The organism is Enterococcus sp. DIV0755b (assembly GCF_051713765.1).
GTDB lineage: Bacteria > Bacillota > Bacilli > Lactobacillales > Enterococcaceae > Enterococcus_C > Enterococcus_C canintestini.
In genome coordinates this window covers 1,321,135-1,338,212 of record NZ_JBIOQN010000001.1, presented here as the reverse complement: position 1 = coordinate 1,338,212, position 17,078 = coordinate 1,321,135, and the positions used below count along the sequence as shown (strand labels likewise).

Here is a 17,078-nt window from a genome sequence, read left to right as displayed (position 1 = left end):
CTCGTTTTTTAGAATTCTACATGGTAATGCGCGTTTTTTTATTTTTAGGAATAAATTCTTCGGGAACTACATCTGGCTTTTGTAACGTCTTTTGTAGCCATAAAACGTCATACCATTTATTAAATTTGTAACCTAGATTAGAAAAAGTTCCAACTTCTTTATAGCCTAGTTTTTCATGAAACTTAATACTACTGATGTTATCAGCAGTCACACAAGCCAATAACTGAATAACATTTTGCTTTCGTAGTTCTGCTTCCAACGCCTGATAAAGACGCGAACCCAAACCGCGACTTTCCATGCCCTTGGCTAAATAAATCGTAACTTCACAACTCCAATCATAAGCTGCCCGCTCTTTATACACTCCTGCATAGGCAAAGCCAATTACAACCCCTTGCTCATTTTCTGCCACCAAATAAGGATAGCGAGCTAGAGTTTGACTAATTCGTGCTTCAAAATTCTCTAATGTAGGAACCTCGTATTCAAATGTAATGGCAGTCTCTTTGACATAAGGCGCATAAATTGCAAGTATCGCTTTAGCATCTTCTTTTTTTGCCATCCGAATTGTTTCTTTCATAAGCCTCCCCCTTTTAAAAAAGCGTAACATAAGGTTTTTTCTTAGACAAACTACTTATGACTTGCTTTGTTAGGTTTTATCTACTACTTTTACATTAACCGCTTTTTTCTGACCGTTTTTATTGGTCACGACATCATAAACTACTTTTTGATCATCCAATAAGATCTTATCAGCAGGACTTATAATATCGTCGCGATAAACAAACATCACTTGATGATGTTCATTTTCTAAAAAGCCATAGCCACCCTTTTCATTAAACGACTTTACCTGACCTTCCATTTTACCCTTCCTTTTTTATTACATTTTTATATCACTTTACTGATAAAAAACTGCTATTTGTTTTTAATGTACTACAAAAAAAAGGTGTTAGCATTCATTCGAATACTAACACCTTATCATTTCATTAAGCTTCTTTCGCTACTGGGTAGACAGATACTTGTTTTTTGTCACGGCCTTTACGTTCGAAACGTACTACGCCGTCAACTTTAGCAAATAAAGTATCGTCGCCACCTTTACCCACGTTTACACCTGGATAAATTTTAGTACCGCGTTGGCGGTAAAGGATTGAGCCACCAGTAACAGTTTGACCGTCCGCACGTTTAGCGCCTAAACGTTTAGATTCTGAGTCACGACCGTTAGAAGTAGAACCGCCACCTTTTTTATGAGCGAAGAATTGCAAATTCATTTTCATCAACATGAGATGCACCTCCTATTTTTCTGTAATGGTATTAATTTGAATAAACTCACTATTTTCGGTTTCAATTGACTGTAAACCTAACAACAAATTTTCTAAAAGAATTTGTTCAATGTTAGTTTGTTCTTGAGTTAAACCTGATACGACATCCATTTTAAGATAGCCGCCTTCAGATTCATTTGCTTCAACTTTAGGTGCAACCCCAGCTAAAGCATCAATGCCGTTAATGGTACTGATTGCTAATGCGGAAACACCAGCACAAACAATATCACTACCATATGGCCCAGCTTCGGCATGTCCTGTCAATGTGAATGTAACAATCTGGCCAGAGTCATTGCGTTTGAATGTCCCTTTGATCATTAGTGCGACCTTTCTCGCAAGTATTAAGCGTTGATTGCGTCGATAACCACTTTAGTATATGGTTGACGATGACCTTGCTTGCGGTGAGAGTGTTTTTTAGGTTTATATTTGAAAGTAACAACTTTCTTTTGTTTACCGTGTTTTTCAACAGTTCCTTCAACAGTTGCGCCTGCAACAGTTGGTGCGCCAACTTTCGTTGATTCGCCACCTACTAAGATAACTTCGTCAAAAGTGACTTTGCCACCAGCTTCAACGTCTAATTTTTCAACGTAGATTGCTTGACCAACTTCAACTTTAACTTGTTTACCACCAGTTTTGATAATTGCGTACATGCTCTAAAGCACCTCCTTATAATATACTTAGACTCGCCATCCCAAGTGACAAAATGTACTTAATACTTGTTCTGAGCGGTTGTAGCTGTGGAGTCCACAATTACAACATTTACACTTTAACAAAAAATAAGCGTGTCGTCAATTAGTTTTCTTTAAAAATTAGAAGATCACTTTTACGTACGCTTTTAACGCTAAATTGAGAGCTCCTTTTTTATTATTTACCTTCTTCACGTTATACTAAAGACGGAGGGGATGAGGATGGAATATCCAGTGGAATTAGTTGAATTCGTAAACAAACGTTCGCAAAATTTTAATTTAGAAGGATTTGTCTCAGGTCATGGACCACTTTATCCCAAACTGATGATTGTCGGTGAAGCACCCGGACGTAAAGAAATTGAAAACTTTATTCCTTTTAGTGGCCAAGCCGGCAAAGAACTAATGGCGTGTTTCACTAGTGTTAATTTAACTAGAGATGATGTTTATATTACCAGTGCCGTTCGTAGTCGTCCTTATGCAATCAAAGAACGCATAAATAAAAAGACAGGGACAAAAGAAATTATTTACCCCAATCGGACTCCTACTAAAAAAGAAGTCTTAGCTCATGCGCCTATTTTAGATTATGAAATAAAACAGGTAAAGCCAAAATTAATCGCTCCAGTCGGCAATATCGGCCTTAAAAGACTTCTAGGAAATCAGTACAATATCTCTAATTATCACGGCCAAATAATCCAGCATCCCATTCAAATATTAAATGAAACCATGGACGATTATATTTGGTCAAAAGAAGATTATACGCTTGTTCCTTTATTTCACCCAGCCGCTATTTTTTACAATCGCAAGCTTGAATCACTGATAAAATCAGACTGGCAAGTAATTGGTAACTTACTGTAACACATGTAACTCACTAAACTTTGCTACTAATTTAAAAGCGAAAAACGCAGCTACTACTTCCACGCTGAAAATAAATCAGCAAAAAGTAGTAGTTGCGTTTTTAAACATTTGCCTTTTCTGTTTCATCATCGGTTTTTAATAAGCCAGTATAAAAATCATACCAAAGTTCTCCTACGTGGGCTTCAGAATAATAATTTGAAGCCTCATGGGCTAAACAAGCATATTTTTTTAATAAGTCGTCGTCAGTTTGCAACGCTTTAATGGCACGATCCATTTCCCAAAAATCATCTGCTCCCAAATAGTAGCCAGAAATAACCGCCTCATATAAATCCAAATTACGCACCATCACAGGTGTTTGACAGCTAAAAGCTTCCAAAATACTCATTGGAAACAATTCGTTATAAGAAGGCAATAAGAAAATATCAGCAATATTATAGTAATTAACCAATTCACTGCGATCAATAATACCGGTAAAGGTTAAATTTGCCGGTGGATTTTCATATACTTCTTTATATTCTTCATAACCATCCGTTATTTTGCCAAACGAAAATCCTCCGACCCAAATAAAGGATACTTCCGGATTTTCTTTTGCTAGCCGAATAAAGTCATCAACGCCTTTTCGTTTTTGAATTTGTCCAACTCCTAAAATGACAAACTTATCTGATGAAATTTGATACTTTTTCCTTAACTCGTCTTTTTTATCAGGAGTCATCTGATAAAACTCTTCGTTAGAGACAAAATTTGGAATATAGTTAATTTTTTTTTCCGGTATTCCAGCTTTAATCAATTTCGGAGTAAAACTGGGATTTACAACCACTAATTTATCCATACGGCGATAAAAAGATAAAACATACCAATTAAAAATCTTTTGAATTGGTTTTGCCAAGTGGATACTACCTTCTAAAGTCTCAGGTAAAAAGTGCACATATCCTACTGTCACACCCCGACGTCGTTTAAAAAAAGTCGACAAATAAAATTCAGGATTAATCGTGTGGTAATGAGAGATATCCGATTTTTTATATTCATTGATACGCACATCAAACGTTTTATTAAAACGCGCTTTTAACATTCTAATTAATTCATTATAAGCACTCCCCACTCCCTGGCCTTTAACAGTGTCAGCGCGAGAAAACATAGTTATTTTTAACATAATTAAATCCCTTCAAAACTTAATTTAAAAAATAGTGAAAACCGTTTTTACCAACCGTGATTCCGCTCTATAAAATAAAGCGAGAATAAAAAAGGTTTCAATAAAATTAGACTATTAATAAAGGAGTCTATTTTATGATCACTACAATTATAGCATAAGCCCAAAATGAATAAAATCATCCTAAAGCCTGACTTTGGACTTGCGTTGCACCTTGCAAATGTTAAAATTTAATTAAAGATAGAAATTATTTCAATAGAAAAGAGGATTGTTATGAAAAAAATATTGCTACTAGTATTTCTGAGCTCAACATTGCTTATATCAGGCTGCCAAAAAAAAGCAGACAACACTCTCACTTCAAGTCAACATAATTCAACCGACAGCTTACATCAGACTACCGCTACTTCAGCAACTGAAAAAGACCCTGATTTACTAATTAATCAAGCAAAATATCAGCAATTAGCTGAAAAAACCGGGGCCACTAAAGCAAAATTAATCGCTACGAAAGAATATAACGTTACGTTGACAGACGCTACTTGGGAAAATGTTACTATCACAAGTGACGAGTGCACAATTATCCAAATAAAAAACTATAAAGATAATCAAGATAAGCAATATGAAGGCTACGTTTTAATTCATTTTACAATTACAACTGGTGACACGCCGGTTAATGTACAACCAGAAAAAGGAACTCTGCTAACAAATACTAGCGAAAAAACAACTGGAAACTTAGCTATGGATGAGTTTGGTGGCGACCTGGCAGCTCACAAAACCGTTGCAGGCACCGCTGCATACCCCCTAGAAAAGTTAGCCGATCCCGATGCGGTTACCTCAATTGAACTAAAATTTACTGCCAAAAAAATCGATGCTTCAAATTCTGATCAAAATGCGACCCATGATTACGATTTTGTTTTAAACAAAACACGCTAAATGGCAACAGTTCTTCATAGATACAATGAAATTTTCAATTCAAATATTTATTTTCTTGAAGCATAATTTGATATAAAAAGCGCTATTTTTACAAGAATTGTTCTGTTTTTATTTTGTTTCACCTTTTCTCTATTGCTTTTTACTTTTCACATTAGCCTGTCTTTTTGTTCATCAACGTACAAGCAATATCTTCGAAAACTCATCAAGATGGTGCTAACCTATAGATACATTAATCTTAGGAGGGATTATTATGAAACAGACAAAAGAAGAAATTTTAGCCCGTCGTATTGATAATTATAAAAAATCCCGTGAAAAAATCATTAAGACTGCTTTAAATGAAACGAAACCTGAAAGACCTAAAACCATCCATTTTAAGCTTGTCCGCTCTACAATTTCATGATAGACCTATAATAAAACAAAAAAGCCTTAGGAGCAGTTTGACTCCTGAGGCTTCTTTTACGAGCTATCGTTCTTTTTTTCTGTCATTCGTTCTCACACGCAATACTAAAATTTCACTTATCAGTAAGATAAACGCTTAGACCACGGATATGCACATAGCCATCAGCTCTTATTGGTAAAGATTTTTATTACTATTTTTAAACATTTTCAGGTGTATAATGCAGTTGTTAATCTTTTTTTCAACCATTTTTAGCAAAAAAATAACTCATGTACTTTTTACCCATACCACTTTATTCTGTTTTCAATAAGTTGATGAGTTAATTTCACTTAAAATTAGCATCAGTTATTGTTTATAAATTAATACAAAGGAGCGGTCACTGGATTAATCTAAAAAATAATTCAATTCTTTATTTTGGAATTGTTGTCATCATCCTAAATGCTCTGTTCTTTGGTTTCAATTTTTTTATCAACATATCCGGCTTATTTTTCATTGTATTTTCTGATTCCATCACAAAATTCGTTAATCGCCTTCTAAAAGAAAATTGGTAATTGATTTTGAATGGATAGATTAAAAAAACGTACGGAGAACATGGACTAAACAGCTCATGTTTGAAATGATTCAGTAATCTTTATAACAAAAAAGAGAGCAGGAATGATAGAGGCTGTTTTAAATTCGCCCAAAGCCATAAGTAAGACAGTAAAGCTTCTAGTAATTTTAATATTATCAGCTTTTTACCTATTTTTCTAAATAGAAAAAGTCACAAAATTCACGAGATTTTCTGCAAAAACAGTTGTCTTGTGGCTTTTTTGTGACTAAGTGACTAATTTGCGACTGATTTTTCGAACGTGCATTCGTTTATTTTCAAATGAAAAACCCCGCCAAATTAACATTTGGCGGGGTTAAGTAACTCTTTTCAGAGTTAGGTAGCGTCACAGGAGGGATTCGAACCCCCGACCGTCCGCTTAGAAGGCGGATGCTCTATCCGGCTGAGCTACTATGACATCAGCAACAAAGTCAATTATAAAAAACTGACTACCTAATGTCAATTAGTTTTGCTAATAATTGTGTTATTTTTCTTCTAATCAGAAAAAATCTTGCAACAAAGCTACTAACTCGGGATTTGTCACAAGTTGGCTATGCTTAGCTTGTTGTGTCAAGATTACCTCTTGGTAGCTTTGACTATCGCCATAAAGGATTCGTCCTGCTAAGACACTCGTTACCGGAACCGTACCGTCAGAATTACCGGTTGCAACATTTCCTGCAATATTTATTACGTCTACTTCTTCTGGCAAACGCAATGCTTTAGCCTTATACCGCTCAAAAATTGCGCTATTTTCCTTCACTGTAGTAAAAGTGCGCGTCATTTCATTATATTTCCAGCCTACATCATTAAAGGGAGTTCCTAAAAAAATGATTTTTTCTGGCTTAGGATCAATTGAAAGATAGACGTATTCCAAATAATCAGTCATCACTAAGCCGCCATTGGAATGTCCTAAAAAATTATATTTTTGCACATTATAAGTTTGTTGTACATAATGAATTGCTTTTTGAAACCAGACTGCCTGTTTTGGGACCGCCGCTTCTGAACTATCAGCAAAACCGATTACAATCACAGGCTGGTGATTTTCTGCGGTGAGTTTGCCACTAATCGTTAGCTGTCCGTTTGTTTGAACTGTAATTTTCAAAACATCTATTTCATTTGTCTTTTGTAGTTTTAAAAGCAATTGATCAAAGCGATCGACACTTGCACCTGTCCCTGGAACCATTACCAAAGCTTCATTTTTAAGGCTGATGGGTTGTTCTTTTTTTTCAGCTTCTACTTTTACTAACTGAAAACTATTTAATAAAAATGCCAAAAGCCCCACTACTAAAACTCCTTTTAAAAACTTCTTTATTTCCATCTGCCATCCTCACTTTTTAAAGTAAGAATAAGTCAGATAGCTTAAATGAAAATTAAACTATAAAACAATCGTCTCTTTTTCTTTAGTAATTAGTAAAACCCCATCTCCTAAAGGCACTAACGTTGAAGTTAAGTCTGGATGCGTTAAAACAAGATCTAAAAATTGATTTAATTTGCGATGGATACTGCGATTTTTACGAGGAATATCTTCGATTGCATCTAAAATCGTCCCACCTTGAAAGACATCATCCACCATTAAAACACCACCGACCTTTAAAAGTCGTAAACACTCGGGTAAAAATTCAATGTATTTTGATTTTGCACTATCCATGAACATAAAATCATAAGGTCCGCTAAGTGTTGGTAACACTTCTGCAGCATCACCTTCTAATAAAGTGACTTTATCTGTTAAACCTAATTTTTCATAATTAGCCTTAGCTTCTTTAATCATTAGATCAAAGCGATCAATCGTCGTGACATGACCATCCCCGACAAACTGCGCCATTAAACTAGAAGAAAAACCAATTGCAGCTCCAATTTCTAAAACTTCTTTTGGTTTTAACTGGCCTAGTAAAAATTGTAAAAAGACTACTGTTTCATGGGGAATAATTGGTACGCGTCTTTTGTGCGCATCTTTTTCTAACTCTCCTAATTGGCCTGGTAGAAATTTTTGCTTTGTCCGCATATATTCCACCAATCGTTTATTTACAACTGGTCGATCCATCATTTCATTTAACATTTTCTCCACCTCGCTTTTGCTATTATACGTAGGAACAAAAACTTCCGCAATCTTTTTACCAAATTATTCTACTTATCAACTAACTGTTTTTCAGAACAAAAAAAGTCCGTTCTACCTCAGTAGTTACGGACATGACGATTATGTATAACATGTTCAAATAGATGCCAAATTGTCGTTAAAGTAATAAAGCCAGCAATTAACCAAAAAACTTGTTGCAATAACTCAAGCAACTCACTTGAAACGAAATGACCTAAGTAAGGCAAATGAATGACCGGTTGCCCGATTAAATTACGACTACTAACATATCCAATTTCCATTTGCTCATTGCCATCACCTTTTGTGTAAAAAACTTGATTTTCTTCTTTCGCTACTACCCGTCGTGTTTGAATGCTTTCCCCTTGATTAACGTAATACGTAATAACCTCGCCAACATAAATATCTTGGGGATTTTCTTGGCGGACAAAAATTAAGCTACCTTTTGGATAAGTAGGCTGCATATCCCCGTCTTTTACGATTGAAATTGTCATCCCAAAAAGATGTGGCAAAAGCGTAATTAGTAAAGCCAATGCCATCACGACAGTTACAATAATCGATCCCAACAAGCCCATATGTCTGAAATTAGCCATTCCACACCTCACTCATAATTTTCTTCTTTTTCTCTAATTATAATTAGATTATATCACACGTTTTAAAGTGAATAAATCCCAAAAGCTTTTTTAAGCCTTTCCTTAAGCAAGTAAATCACAAATATAAATAAAACAATTATTATCTTTTTTTAAATAAAAATCTTTATTTTAATAACACAAAAAATTAAAGTATAATGGTTTAAAACGTTACAAATAGCTATAGTAATTTTTAAAAGAAACATTTCCATTGTAAAGATTCTATAAAAATATACTTAAGCAAAAAAATAATCATATTTTATTTAAACTAAACGAAGGGTTACGATACTCATTATGAAAAAATTAAATAATGAAATTTTAAAGAAAAAAGATCGTAAAATCAGCTGGGTTCCCTATTTGTTAGTGGTACTAGTTTTCATGGCAATCGGTATCTTTTTCATTCAAGCTTTAAATACTCCTTTTTCTAAAGGGAGCATGGCCGAAATAAAAGATACCTGGGTCTATTATGCCAAAGATGATCCTATCACTTTATTTAAAAGTCGTTACGTCAAACGACTAAATAGCGTTTCAACTGATGAAACGATGGTTATGGAAAGAACCATGGTGCGTAAAGTAGCTAATCCTACACTCTTAATTCAAGGAAATCATCAATGGTTAACCGTTACTTTAAACGGGGAGATTCTCTATCAATATAACCCTAACACGGTAAAACCAACCCCTTTTGGCAAAAAAAACCCCGGAAACATTATGACTGAGGTCCAATTACCCAAAAACTACGTTGGCAAAATTTTACGAATTGAAGTAAAGAGCCCCTATAAAAATTACGCGGGAATTCCAGCGCGTGTCTTCATAGGCGAAGCTGATTCGCTCATGTCTTATATTGTTTCTGTCTCAATGCCACAAATCTTAATCTTAATTGTTTGCACCTTTATCAGTATTGCCATTATGATTTTTATCGGGGCTGAATTGATAAAAAAACAGCGCTTAAATTGGGAATTGATTTTACTAGCTTGCTTTGCTTTGACTATCGCCTTGGAAGCTGCAGCAGGAGATATTTTAGCAGGTTTATTATTTAGTCCTTTAGTTAATTCGACGCTTGCGATGTTACTTGCTATTTTTACACCAATTTTTTTAATTTCCTATTACTGCTTAAAGATGCAACAAAGCCAAAAATATTATCGCCTGTGGGTATTTTTCCATATAAGCTTCGACTTAGCGATTTTACTTTGGGCTGTTTTAACAAAAGTGGATTTACCTGAAGTCAAATTTTATATCGATGCGGCTAACATTTTTGGAACACTTGCGACGACCATTGCCGCCATTACAGAAGCCCACCAAAAAAATCGTTTTTTTGTCATTTGCACCCCGTGGATTGTCTTAGTTGCCATGGCCCACTGCTTTATCTATATCACAAGTGTGGTGCAATCCAATTTTTACCTGGTCAACATTTCAGGACTTTTATTTGCTGTAATTTTACTCGTTATTTTTACTTATACACTTGTTGAAGGTGTCGCCAGAAGCGAAAAAAACAAACGTCAAATGCACTTTTTAGAATTAAAAACGGAACTATTAGAAGATAATCACGCCTCTGTCATTACTCATCTACAAGAATTAGAACAACTTCGAAAAGATTTTAGACAAAATTTACTGTTAGTCAAAGACTTAGGTGAAGATGGTAATCTACCGGCTGTAAATGAATATTTAGGCAAACTTTTAGAAGAAACCAATCAACTGGATATCATCGGTTCTTTTTCTGACCATACGTTAACCAATTTGATTTTAAATCGTTACCAAAAAAACGCTGAACAAAGAAGTATCGCGGTAAATTTCGAGGCAAAATTACCGGCAACATTGACAGTCGCAGATGATGATTTAAGTCAGATTTTAGTCCATCTACTTGAACATGCGATGCGTGAAACTTATGCTATTCACGATCCAAAAGAACGCCAAATTCATTTGCAAATACAATATAGCGCAGAAAAACTAGAAATTAATTGTAGCCATACCGCCCACTACCATACGAATATTTTTGAACAAGGGATTACAACTGATTTTCCCAAAAAAGAAGTATTGGATCTTTTTGTCATTGAAAAAATCGCAAAAAAATACCAAGGTCAATTAAACCATGCAAAAGATGAAACAAAAGATCAAATTAAGCTTTTACTTTCACTTAACTAGTTCAGCATAATTTTAACTTGCAATTTTTAGTGTTTACCATTAGCATAGAGACAGTCGGATTAGTATTTAAATTATGGTTTAGAGAGCCAATGACTTGCTGAAAATTTGGTACCCGCTAATTTTTTGAACCTCCCGATGGTAATGATTATGAAAATAATCGGGTTAAGGCCCTTATCCTTGTCTTGAGTTGGACTGGTAAACCAGTCAATAAAGGTGGTACCGCGAAATTCACGCATTTCGTCCTTTTTAGGATGAGATGCGTTTTTATTTTGACCTTTAATCTTTTAGTCAAAATAGTAAATATTTTAGGAGGAAACAACATGTCTGAACAACAAAAAAATGATTTTACCGAATGGTATTTAAAAACCATTCAACAAGCCGAATTAATGGCTTATTCGCCTGTCCGAGGCTCTATTATTTTCCGGCCAGATGGTTTTGAACTGTGGGAACATATTCAAGAAGAATTTAATAAATTCTTGAAAACCCAAGATATTCGCAATGCCTATTTTCCAATGTTAATTCCCAAAAGTTTCTTTATGAAAGAAGCGGACCATATTGAAGGCTTTGCACCTGAATTACCTTGGGTAACAGAAGTCGGTGATGAAAAACTAGATGAACCGTTAGCTTTACGTCCTACTTCTGAAACAATGATTGGTTCTGCTTTTTCAGATTGGATCAACTCTTATCGCGATCTACCTTATGAAATTAACCAATGGGCTAACGTCTTTCGTTGGGAGAAAAAAACATTGCCATTTTTACGTACTTCTGAATTTTTATGGCAAGAAGGTCACACTGCCCACGCCAATGAATCAGATGCCAGAGAACGGACAATGGGAATTTTAGATGAATATGCCCGTTTAGCTGAAGAGTTTTTAGCAATTCCTGTGTATAAAGGCCAAAAAACGCCTTCTGAACGTTTTGCTGGTGCAGTAGATACTTATTCTATTGAAGCGATGATGCAAGATGGTAAAGCAGTGCAAGCTGGGACATCTCATTATTTAGGGACAAAATTTGCTGAAGCTTTTGATATTACTTACCTAACCAAAGAAAATAAACATACCTATGTGCATACCACTTCTTGGGGCATGTCCACACGTTTATTAGGTTCATTAATTATGACGCATGGTGACGAAAAAGGTTTAGTCTTTCCGCCAACTGTTGCGCCAACCCAAATCGTTTTAATGCCAGTGGGCCCTTGGAAGAAAAATCCTGCGATTATGGAAAAATTAGATGAATTATTTGCTAAATTTAAAAAAGCTGGCTACCGGGTACGTCTTGATGATACGGATAATTCACCTGGCTATAAATTTAACGAGTGGGAATTAAAAGGTGCTTGCTTGCGGATTGAATGTGGCCCTCGTGATTTAGAAAATGGTCATGTGATGGTTAAAGTCCGGGATTTAGATGAAAAAAATACTGTCACTTTCGCAGAATTAGATGATTATGTTGCAGAACAATTGCAAATCATGCCAAAACGTTTACTAGAAAAAGCACGAGCACGCAATAAAGCCAATGAACATTATGATATTAATACATTAGCTGAACTAAAAGCTCATATTGAAAAATCTAATGCAGAAGGAACAGTACCTGGTTTTGTCTTAGTTGGTTGGGATGGTAGTGAAGAAACAGAAGCTAAAATCAAAGAAGAAACTGGCTTTACTACCCGTAATATTCCTTTTGAAGTGCCAATGGAAAAAGAATTTGACTTGGTAAGTGGTAAACCAGCTAAATATACTTTATGGATTGCCCGCGCTTATTAATAAACTCAAACATAAAAAAATCACGACCTTAAAGGTCGTGATTTTTTAATATAATAATTCTAAAAATTCTGCTTTGGTAATATTACCAAAGTATTTGTGAACATCAATTTTTTCTATCGCAGCTTTTAATGCTTCTTTTTCATATTTGACACCTACTAAAGCTTGTTCCACATCGTGAATATCACCTAAACCAAAGAAATCACCATAAATTTTAGCAGCCGTGATAACACCTTTTTGGACATTTAGGCGTACTTCAATTGAACCGATGGCAAAGCGTTTACGACGTTCTAAATCAAATTCAGGGGAACGGCCATAATTCCAATCCCAATTACGATAATAATCATTTGAAATTTGATTAATTTTTTCCCAATCACTATCTGTTAATTGATATGTTTTAACGTCTTTTACATCAGAGACGCCAAAAATTTTCAATAAGATTTCTTCGCGGAAATCTTTTGTTGTCATGTCTTGTTTATCTGCTGGTAAGAACGGTTTAACATTTGTGACACGAGAACGAATTGATTTTATTCCTTTTGATTCAATTTTATCCTTACGCACTTTTAAAGCATTCACAACTTCATTAATATCACTGTCAAACATAATTGTACCATGAGCGAACATTCTCCCGTTAGTTGCATACATCGCATTACCAGAAAATTTTTGATCATCAATTACTAAATCGTTACGACCTTTTAATTGTGCTCCTTTAACGCCCATTTCTTGTAAGGCAGCGACAATAGGTTTAGTTAGTTTTTCAAAATCACGGAAAGAGTCGCCATCATCTGGCATAATGAAACTGAAATTTAAGTTGCCCAAATCATGATAAACGGCCCCGCCACCACTCAATCGACGTACCACATGAATACCGTGTTCGTCCACATATTCTTGATTGATTTCTTCGATTGTATTTTGATTGCGACCAATAATAATAGATGGTTCATTAATATAAAACAACAAAATTGGTTCCGTTAAAGGATATTCTTGAACTAAAAAGTGTTCAATTGCTAAATTCACTCTTGGGTCATTGTTTTCATTTGGTACAAAAATCACAGTACATCCTCCTATTCATCAGCGACACATTTCTATCTGACACGCTTCATCCTTAAATTAAAAATTCTTTGCCAACAGCAGCTAATTCTACAGGTATTGCGCCCGCCGCTGTTTGTGCTTGTTCTTTTAATAGTTGCAAATCACCAAATTGTGGTAAATGCGTCAAAACAAGCTTTTTAACTGCTGCATTTTTCGCAAAGCTTCCCGATTCTTGTGCGGTAAAATGAGCCTTGTGGTGTTCATTACCATTAAACAAATAAGTATCAGCTAAAAAGAGATCTGCACTTTTCGCAAAATCATTAAATTCCGCCAAATAACCTGAGTCTCCGGTAAATACAAATATTTTACCTGTATCATTTTCCACAAAACGCATTGCATAACAAGTTACAGGATGAATCGTCTTCATAAATGTAACAGAAAACGGTCCCAAATCCAACTGTTTTGTTTCGTAATATGGACGACCTTCTGAAACATTAGCCATAGTTAAATCATTAAAATGAAATTCATCTAAAGTATGCCCATAAATTGGCAAAATTTTCTTATTTTCAGCCGGAAAAAGTTGAAAATAATACTGTAAAACACCTAAATCAGCAATATGATCGTGATGGTAATGAGAAATTATCACAGCATCAAGATCTAGCGGATCCAATCTTTTTTCCAATTCTACTAAAGTTGTACTCCCACAATCCAATAATAAATTAAAGTCACCGGATTGTAATAAATAGCCAGTTGTGCCTTGTCCTTTATAAGGGTATGCTCCTAGACATCCCAATACGGTTAATTTCATCTTCCTCACACCTTCCTTTTCTTTTATGCTAGCACAATTTTATCTTTTCACGAAATAATTCATTTAACAAGTATATTATTGGTTTTTAATCGCCAAAAAGGCTTCACCAACTTTTTTGGGGAAGCCTTTTGACAATTTTATGCTGATATAACCCATTTCACGCCTTTTTAAAGGGTATTTTTTATTCACGTAAGGTTAATAGCTACGAATATTTTTGACCGCTTCATCGTCTAAACGACGGACAACCTCTGTGACTAATTTAACCGTATTTAAATAATCATCTTCATGAATAATCGAAGTATGCGAGTGCAAGTAGCGCACTGGTACTGTAATGGCTAATGATGGTACACCATCACGAGTTAGATGCATTTGCCCAGCATCGGTACCCCCACCAGTAATAACAGTGTATTGGAATGGAATTTCCAATTCTTCTGCTACATTAACGACAAAATTCAATAATTTCTTATGCGGTACCATTGAAGCATCAAAAATTAAGACTTGTGGTCCTGCCCCTAATTTGGAATCTGCTTCTTTTGGTGTCATACCAGGAGTATCGCCAGCAGTACCTGTATCTAACGCAATCGCAATATCTGGATTAACTAAATGCGTGCTCGTTCTAGCTCCTCTTAAACCGACTTCTTCCATCACGTCACTACCAGCAAAAAGACAATTTGGATGGCCCTCTTTAGCTAGGTTTTCTAAAACACGTAATGAAACAGCAGTTCCCACTCGGTTATCCCATGCTTTAGCTAGTAAAAATTTACCGCCGTTTAAACGTTCATATTCGATATAAGGCGTAATCATATCGCCTGGACGAATTCCCCACTCTTGTGCTTCTTTTTGGCTTGTAGCACCAATATCAATAAACATATCTTTAATTTCATAAGGTTGTTTTCTAGCTTCTGGTGTTAAAACGTGAGGTGGTTTACAACCAATTACACCACGAATTAATTTACCTGCTTGGGTTTTAATTTCAACTTGTTGGGCTAACATAACTTGACTCCACCAGCCACCTAATGTTTGAAATTCAATAAAACCTTGTTCGGTAATTTTTGTCACCATAAAACCAACTTCATCCATATGCCCTGAAATAAAAATTTTAGGGCCACCGCCTTCACCGACGTGTTTTGCGATCACACTACCTAACCCATCAAAAGAAATATCTTCTGCAAAAGGCGCCGCATACTTTTTGAAAACTTCACGAACTTCATCTTCATTACCTGGAACCCCTCTAGCTGAGGTCAGTTCAATTAGTAACTGCTCTTCACTTTTATCCATGTGCGCTGCCACTCCTAGCATTAATTATTACGCCTTTGATTATAACATGAGGCATTATAAAAAACAGTAGTTCAGCGACAACTGAACTACTGCATCATTTATAAATAAAATGATTATATTTTTTATCAAGATTTCGTCTTATTACTAGGGTACTAAAAATCTATTCCGCTTTTATTACTTAATGGTTGCCGGATTTTGATTTTGCCAACCATTTGAATAAAAGTAATTATTTAAATGATAAGTTGGACTTGAAGTGGTATTTTCCAAAAATGGTTTAATATATTGATCTGCTGCTAACCAACCACGCCAACCCAAATGAATGGTGTCAGTCATGAAATATGGTTCATGATCTTTATTGGTAAAGTCAGCAATATGATTAAACCCTTGCGAACGTAGCTGATAGGTTATCTTTTTACTAAATTCTTGCAACATATTTTGCGACAAACCGGTATATTCACTCCACTTGCCATTAATTGGAGGAATAATGAAAAGCGCTTGCGTATTTTCTTTTGCCAGTTGATCTAAGACTAATTGAAAATCGGAAAATTCTTTGGAATAACGATAGTCCCAATTGGCTTGGGAATCGGCAAATTTTTTCAAACGTGGCTTAATTCGCCGACTATAAAACTTATTTTCAATCCCAAAATCATTATTTGAAGTTGCCTTTTGACCAATTTTTTGTGCTTGCTCATCTAGTTTTTGTTCGTTATAAACTGCAGGTAATTTCTTTGCTTGGTGGTCAATTTGGCCATTTTTAGATACTAAACCAATTTCACTAAAAAGTTCATCTTCCCGATTCAACATGTTGATATGAAATTTGGCAACATCCACTTGTTTAGCAGCTGGTAATTTTCCATTAGCAATTTCTTTTAACATTAAACGAAGCGTTTCATCATGATCGACTTTTTCATAAGCCAATAATCGAGCCGCTAAATATTTGTCTGTTTCAGAAATTTTATCTAATTTGACAGCCCAAGTATAGGTTTGCAACTCAGAGAAATAAGCGTCAAAATAAGCTCGTTTAATTCCCCCTTTAACAAACCATTGCGGTGAAATAATAAAGACTACCTTTTTATCTTTTAAGTCATTACCAAAAGACTGCATCATCATATATTGAGTTAAAGATTGTGTGCCAGGTGCACCAAGTAAAAATGGCGTATAGTTACGCTGGTATTTCTTAGCTAAAACTGAAGGGTGAAAAGGACTGATCCGGCTTAATTCAGAAGAACCAAAAAACGGTACATACTCCCCAGATTTCACAGCTTCGTTTTTAATCGAGTTGCCGCGTAAAATATTGCCTGACATCGAACTGCTAGCTTGGGCCCATAAGTCTTTATTTTCATCGTTAATTTTAAATGGTGAAAAGAAAAACAGTGCCAGCAGGACCGTAGCTGCTATAAGCGGCCCAAAGATAGCAAGAAGCTTTTTTTTCATC

The 17,078-nt window shown here is 35.2% G+C and carries 18 protein-coding genes, 1 tRNA gene and 1 other annotated feature; of the genes, 5 read left to right on the top strand and 14 right to left on the bottom strand.

The window, feature by feature from the left end:
- Positions 1-16 precede the first annotated feature (16 nt).
- From IGI65_RS06340 to rplU, 5 genes are all read right to left on the bottom strand, one after another.
- Positions 17-574 (bottom strand): GNAT family N-acetyltransferase, encoded by a 558-nt coding sequence (locus tag IGI65_RS06340; RefSeq protein ID WP_438773606.1) that lies wholly within the window; start codon positions 572-574, stop codon positions 17-19.
- Positions 575-643: 69 nt separating this feature from the next.
- Positions 644-853, bottom strand: a complete 210-nt coding sequence (locus IGI65_RS06335; RefSeq protein ID WP_071863600.1) for a cold-shock protein — start codon at positions 851-853, stop codon at positions 644-646.
- Positions 854-977: 124 nt separating this feature from the next.
- Positions 978-1,271, bottom strand: coding sequence for a 50S ribosomal protein L27 (gene rpmA, locus IGI65_RS06330; RefSeq protein ID WP_016172551.1), 294 nt, complete (start codon positions 1,269-1,271; stop codon positions 978-980).
- Between the two features lie 12 nt (positions 1,272-1,283).
- The gene (locus IGI65_RS06325) at positions 1,284-1,628 is read right to left on the bottom strand and encodes a ribosomal-processing cysteine protease Prp (protein WP_071863599.1); all 345 of its coding nucleotides are present in this window, start codon (positions 1,626-1,628) and stop codon (positions 1,284-1,286) included.
- Positions 1,629-1,651: 23 nt separating this feature from the next.
- On the bottom strand, positions 1,652-1,960 hold the full coding sequence (gene rplU, locus IGI65_RS06320; protein WP_016172553.1) for a 50S ribosomal protein L21: 309 nt from the start codon (positions 1,958-1,960) through the stop codon (positions 1,652-1,654).
- 19 nt (positions 1,961-1,979) lie between these two features.
- Positions 1,980-2,051 (bottom strand) — a sequence feature (ribosomal protein L21 leader region).
- A 167-nt stretch (positions 2,052-2,218) separates the two neighbouring features.
- On the opposite strand from rplU, the gene IGI65_RS06315 reads away from it, so the two are divergent.
- Positions 2,219-2,851, top strand: coding sequence for a uracil-DNA glycosylase (locus IGI65_RS06315; RefSeq protein WP_438773605.1), 633 nt, complete (start codon positions 2,219-2,221; stop codon positions 2,849-2,851).
- Between the two features lie 100 nt (positions 2,852-2,951).
- Here the strand turns inward: IGI65_RS06315 and IGI65_RS06310 are convergent, their stop codons facing one another.
- On the bottom strand, positions 2,952-4,001 hold the full coding sequence (locus IGI65_RS06310; RefSeq protein ID WP_438773604.1) for a glycosyltransferase family 4 protein: 1,050 nt from the start codon (positions 3,999-4,001) through the stop codon (positions 2,952-2,954).
- Positions 4,002-4,271: 270 nt separating this feature from the next.
- On the opposite strand from IGI65_RS06310, the gene IGI65_RS06305 reads away from it, so the two are divergent.
- Together IGI65_RS06305 and IGI65_RS06300 are read left to right on the top strand one after the other, a co-directional pair.
- Complete coding sequence (locus IGI65_RS06305; RefSeq protein WP_438773603.1) at positions 4,272-4,928, top strand: hypothetical protein; 657 nt, start codon at positions 4,272-4,274, stop codon at positions 4,926-4,928.
- Between the two features lie 250 nt (positions 4,929-5,178).
- The gene (locus IGI65_RS06300) at positions 5,179-5,328 is read left to right on the top strand and encodes a hypothetical protein (RefSeq protein ID WP_438773602.1); all 150 of its coding nucleotides are present in this window, start codon (positions 5,179-5,181) and stop codon (positions 5,326-5,328) included.
- Positions 5,329-6,255: 927 nt separating this feature from the next.
- On the opposite strand, the gene IGI65_RS06295 is transcribed toward IGI65_RS06300, so the two are convergent.
- The 4 genes from IGI65_RS06295 to IGI65_RS06280 form a co-directional block, all read right to left on the bottom strand.
- Positions 6,256-6,329: transfer RNA gene (locus tag IGI65_RS06295), tRNA-Arg, on the bottom strand.
- An 81-nt stretch (positions 6,330-6,410) separates the two neighbouring features.
- On the bottom strand, positions 6,411-7,229 hold the full coding sequence (locus tag IGI65_RS06290; protein WP_438773600.1) for an alpha/beta hydrolase: 819 nt from the start codon (positions 7,227-7,229) through the stop codon (positions 6,411-6,413).
- A gap of 57 nt (positions 7,230-7,286) precedes the next feature.
- Positions 7,287-7,967, bottom strand: a complete 681-nt coding sequence (locus tag IGI65_RS06285; protein ID WP_438773599.1) for an O-methyltransferase — start codon at positions 7,965-7,967, stop codon at positions 7,287-7,289.
- A gap of 116 nt (positions 7,968-8,083) precedes the next feature.
- Positions 8,084-8,593, bottom strand: coding sequence for a signal peptidase I (locus IGI65_RS06280; protein ID WP_095007120.1), 510 nt, complete (start codon positions 8,591-8,593; stop codon positions 8,084-8,086).
- A gap of 330 nt (positions 8,594-8,923) precedes the next feature.
- Here IGI65_RS06280 and IGI65_RS06275 point away from each other — a divergent pair, with 330 nt between their 5' ends.
- Entirely contained in the window at positions 8,924-10,768 is a 1,845-nt protein-coding gene (locus IGI65_RS06275; protein ID WP_438773598.1) for a hypothetical protein, read from the top strand.
- A gap of 320 nt (positions 10,769-11,088) precedes the next feature.
- Positions 11,089-12,528, top strand: a complete 1,440-nt coding sequence (proS, locus tag IGI65_RS06270) for a proline--tRNA ligase (protein ID WP_438773597.1) — start codon at positions 11,089-11,091, stop codon at positions 12,526-12,528.
- 45 nt (positions 12,529-12,573) lie between these two features.
- On the opposite strand, the gene IGI65_RS06265 is transcribed toward proS, so the two are convergent.
- The 4 genes from IGI65_RS06265 to dltD all read right to left on the bottom strand — a co-directional run bounded on the left by IGI65_RS06265 (position 12,574) and on the right by dltD (position 17,077).
- Positions 12,574-13,578, bottom strand: coding sequence for a lipoate--protein ligase (locus IGI65_RS06265; RefSeq protein WP_438773596.1), 1,005 nt, complete (start codon positions 13,576-13,578; stop codon positions 12,574-12,576).
- 52 nt (positions 13,579-13,630) lie between these two features.
- A complete protein-coding gene (locus IGI65_RS06260; RefSeq protein ID WP_438773595.1) occupies positions 13,631-14,365 on the bottom strand; it encodes an MBL fold metallo-hydrolase in 735 nt (244 codons plus the stop codon).
- A gap of 195 nt (positions 14,366-14,560) precedes the next feature.
- Positions 14,561-15,643 carry a M42 family metallopeptidase gene (locus IGI65_RS06255; RefSeq protein WP_438773594.1) on the bottom strand — a complete coding sequence of 361 codons (1,083 nt, stop codon included), beginning with the start codon at positions 15,641-15,643 and terminating at the stop codon, positions 14,561-14,563.
- 174 nt (positions 15,644-15,817) lie between these two features.
- Positions 15,818-17,077: a D-alanyl-lipoteichoic acid biosynthesis protein DltD gene (gene dltD / locus IGI65_RS06250; RefSeq protein WP_438773593.1), complete on the bottom strand. Its 1,260-nt coding sequence runs from the start codon at positions 17,075-17,077 to the stop codon at positions 15,818-15,820.
- Position 17,078 lies beyond the last annotated feature (1 nt).

Coding starts and splice junctions, on each gene's coding strand:
- IGI65_RS06340 (WP_438773606.1), bottom strand. CDS start 574: ATGAAAGAAACAATTCGGATGGCAAAAAAAGAAGATGCTAAAGCGATA.
- IGI65_RS06335 (WP_071863600.1), bottom strand. CDS start 853: ATGGAAGGTCAGGTAAAGTCGTTTAATGAAAAGGGTGGCTATGGCTTT.
- rpmA (WP_016172551.1), bottom strand. CDS start 1,271: ATGTTGATGAAAATGAATTTGCAATTCTTCGCTCATAAAAAAGGTGGC.
- IGI65_RS06325 (WP_071863599.1), bottom strand. CDS start 1,628: ATGATCAAAGGGACATTCAAACGCAATGACTCTGGCCAGATTGTTACA.
- rplU (WP_016172553.1), bottom strand. CDS start 1,960: ATGTACGCAATTATCAAAACTGGTGGTAAACAAGTTAAAGTTGAAGTT.
- IGI65_RS06315 (WP_438773605.1), top strand. CDS start 2,219: ATGGAATATCCAGTGGAATTAGTTGAATTCGTAAACAAACGTTCGCAA.
- IGI65_RS06310 (WP_438773604.1), bottom strand. CDS start 4,001: ATGTTAAAAATAACTATGTTTTCTCGCGCTGACACTGTTAAAGGCCAG.
- IGI65_RS06305 (WP_438773603.1), top strand. CDS start 4,272: ATGAAAAAAATATTGCTACTAGTATTTCTGAGCTCAACATTGCTTATA.
- IGI65_RS06300 (WP_438773602.1), top strand. CDS start 5,179: ATGAAACAGACAAAAGAAGAAATTTTAGCCCGTCGTATTGATAATTAT.
- IGI65_RS06290 (WP_438773600.1), bottom strand. CDS start 7,229: ATGGAAATAAAGAAGTTTTTAAAAGGAGTTTTAGTAGTGGGGCTTTTG.
- IGI65_RS06285 (WP_438773599.1), bottom strand. CDS start 7,967: ATGTTAAATGAAATGATGGATCGACCAGTTGTAAATAAACGATTGGTG.
- IGI65_RS06280 (WP_095007120.1), bottom strand. CDS start 8,593: ATGGCTAATTTCAGACATATGGGCTTGTTGGGATCGATTATTGTAACT.
- IGI65_RS06275 (WP_438773598.1), top strand. CDS start 8,924: ATGAAAAAATTAAATAATGAAATTTTAAAGAAAAAAGATCGTAAAATC.
- proS (WP_438773597.1), top strand. CDS start 11,089: ATGTCTGAACAACAAAAAAATGATTTTACCGAATGGTATTTAAAAACC.
- IGI65_RS06260 (WP_438773595.1), bottom strand. CDS start 14,365: ATGAAATTAACCGTATTGGGATGTCTAGGAGCATACCCTTATAAAGGA.
- IGI65_RS06255 (WP_438773594.1), bottom strand. CDS start 15,643: ATGGATAAAAGTGAAGAGCAGTTACTAATTGAACTGACCTCAGCTAGA.
- dltD (WP_438773593.1), bottom strand. CDS start 17,077: ATGAAAAAAAAGCTTCTTGCTATCTTTGGGCCGCTTATAGCAGCTACG.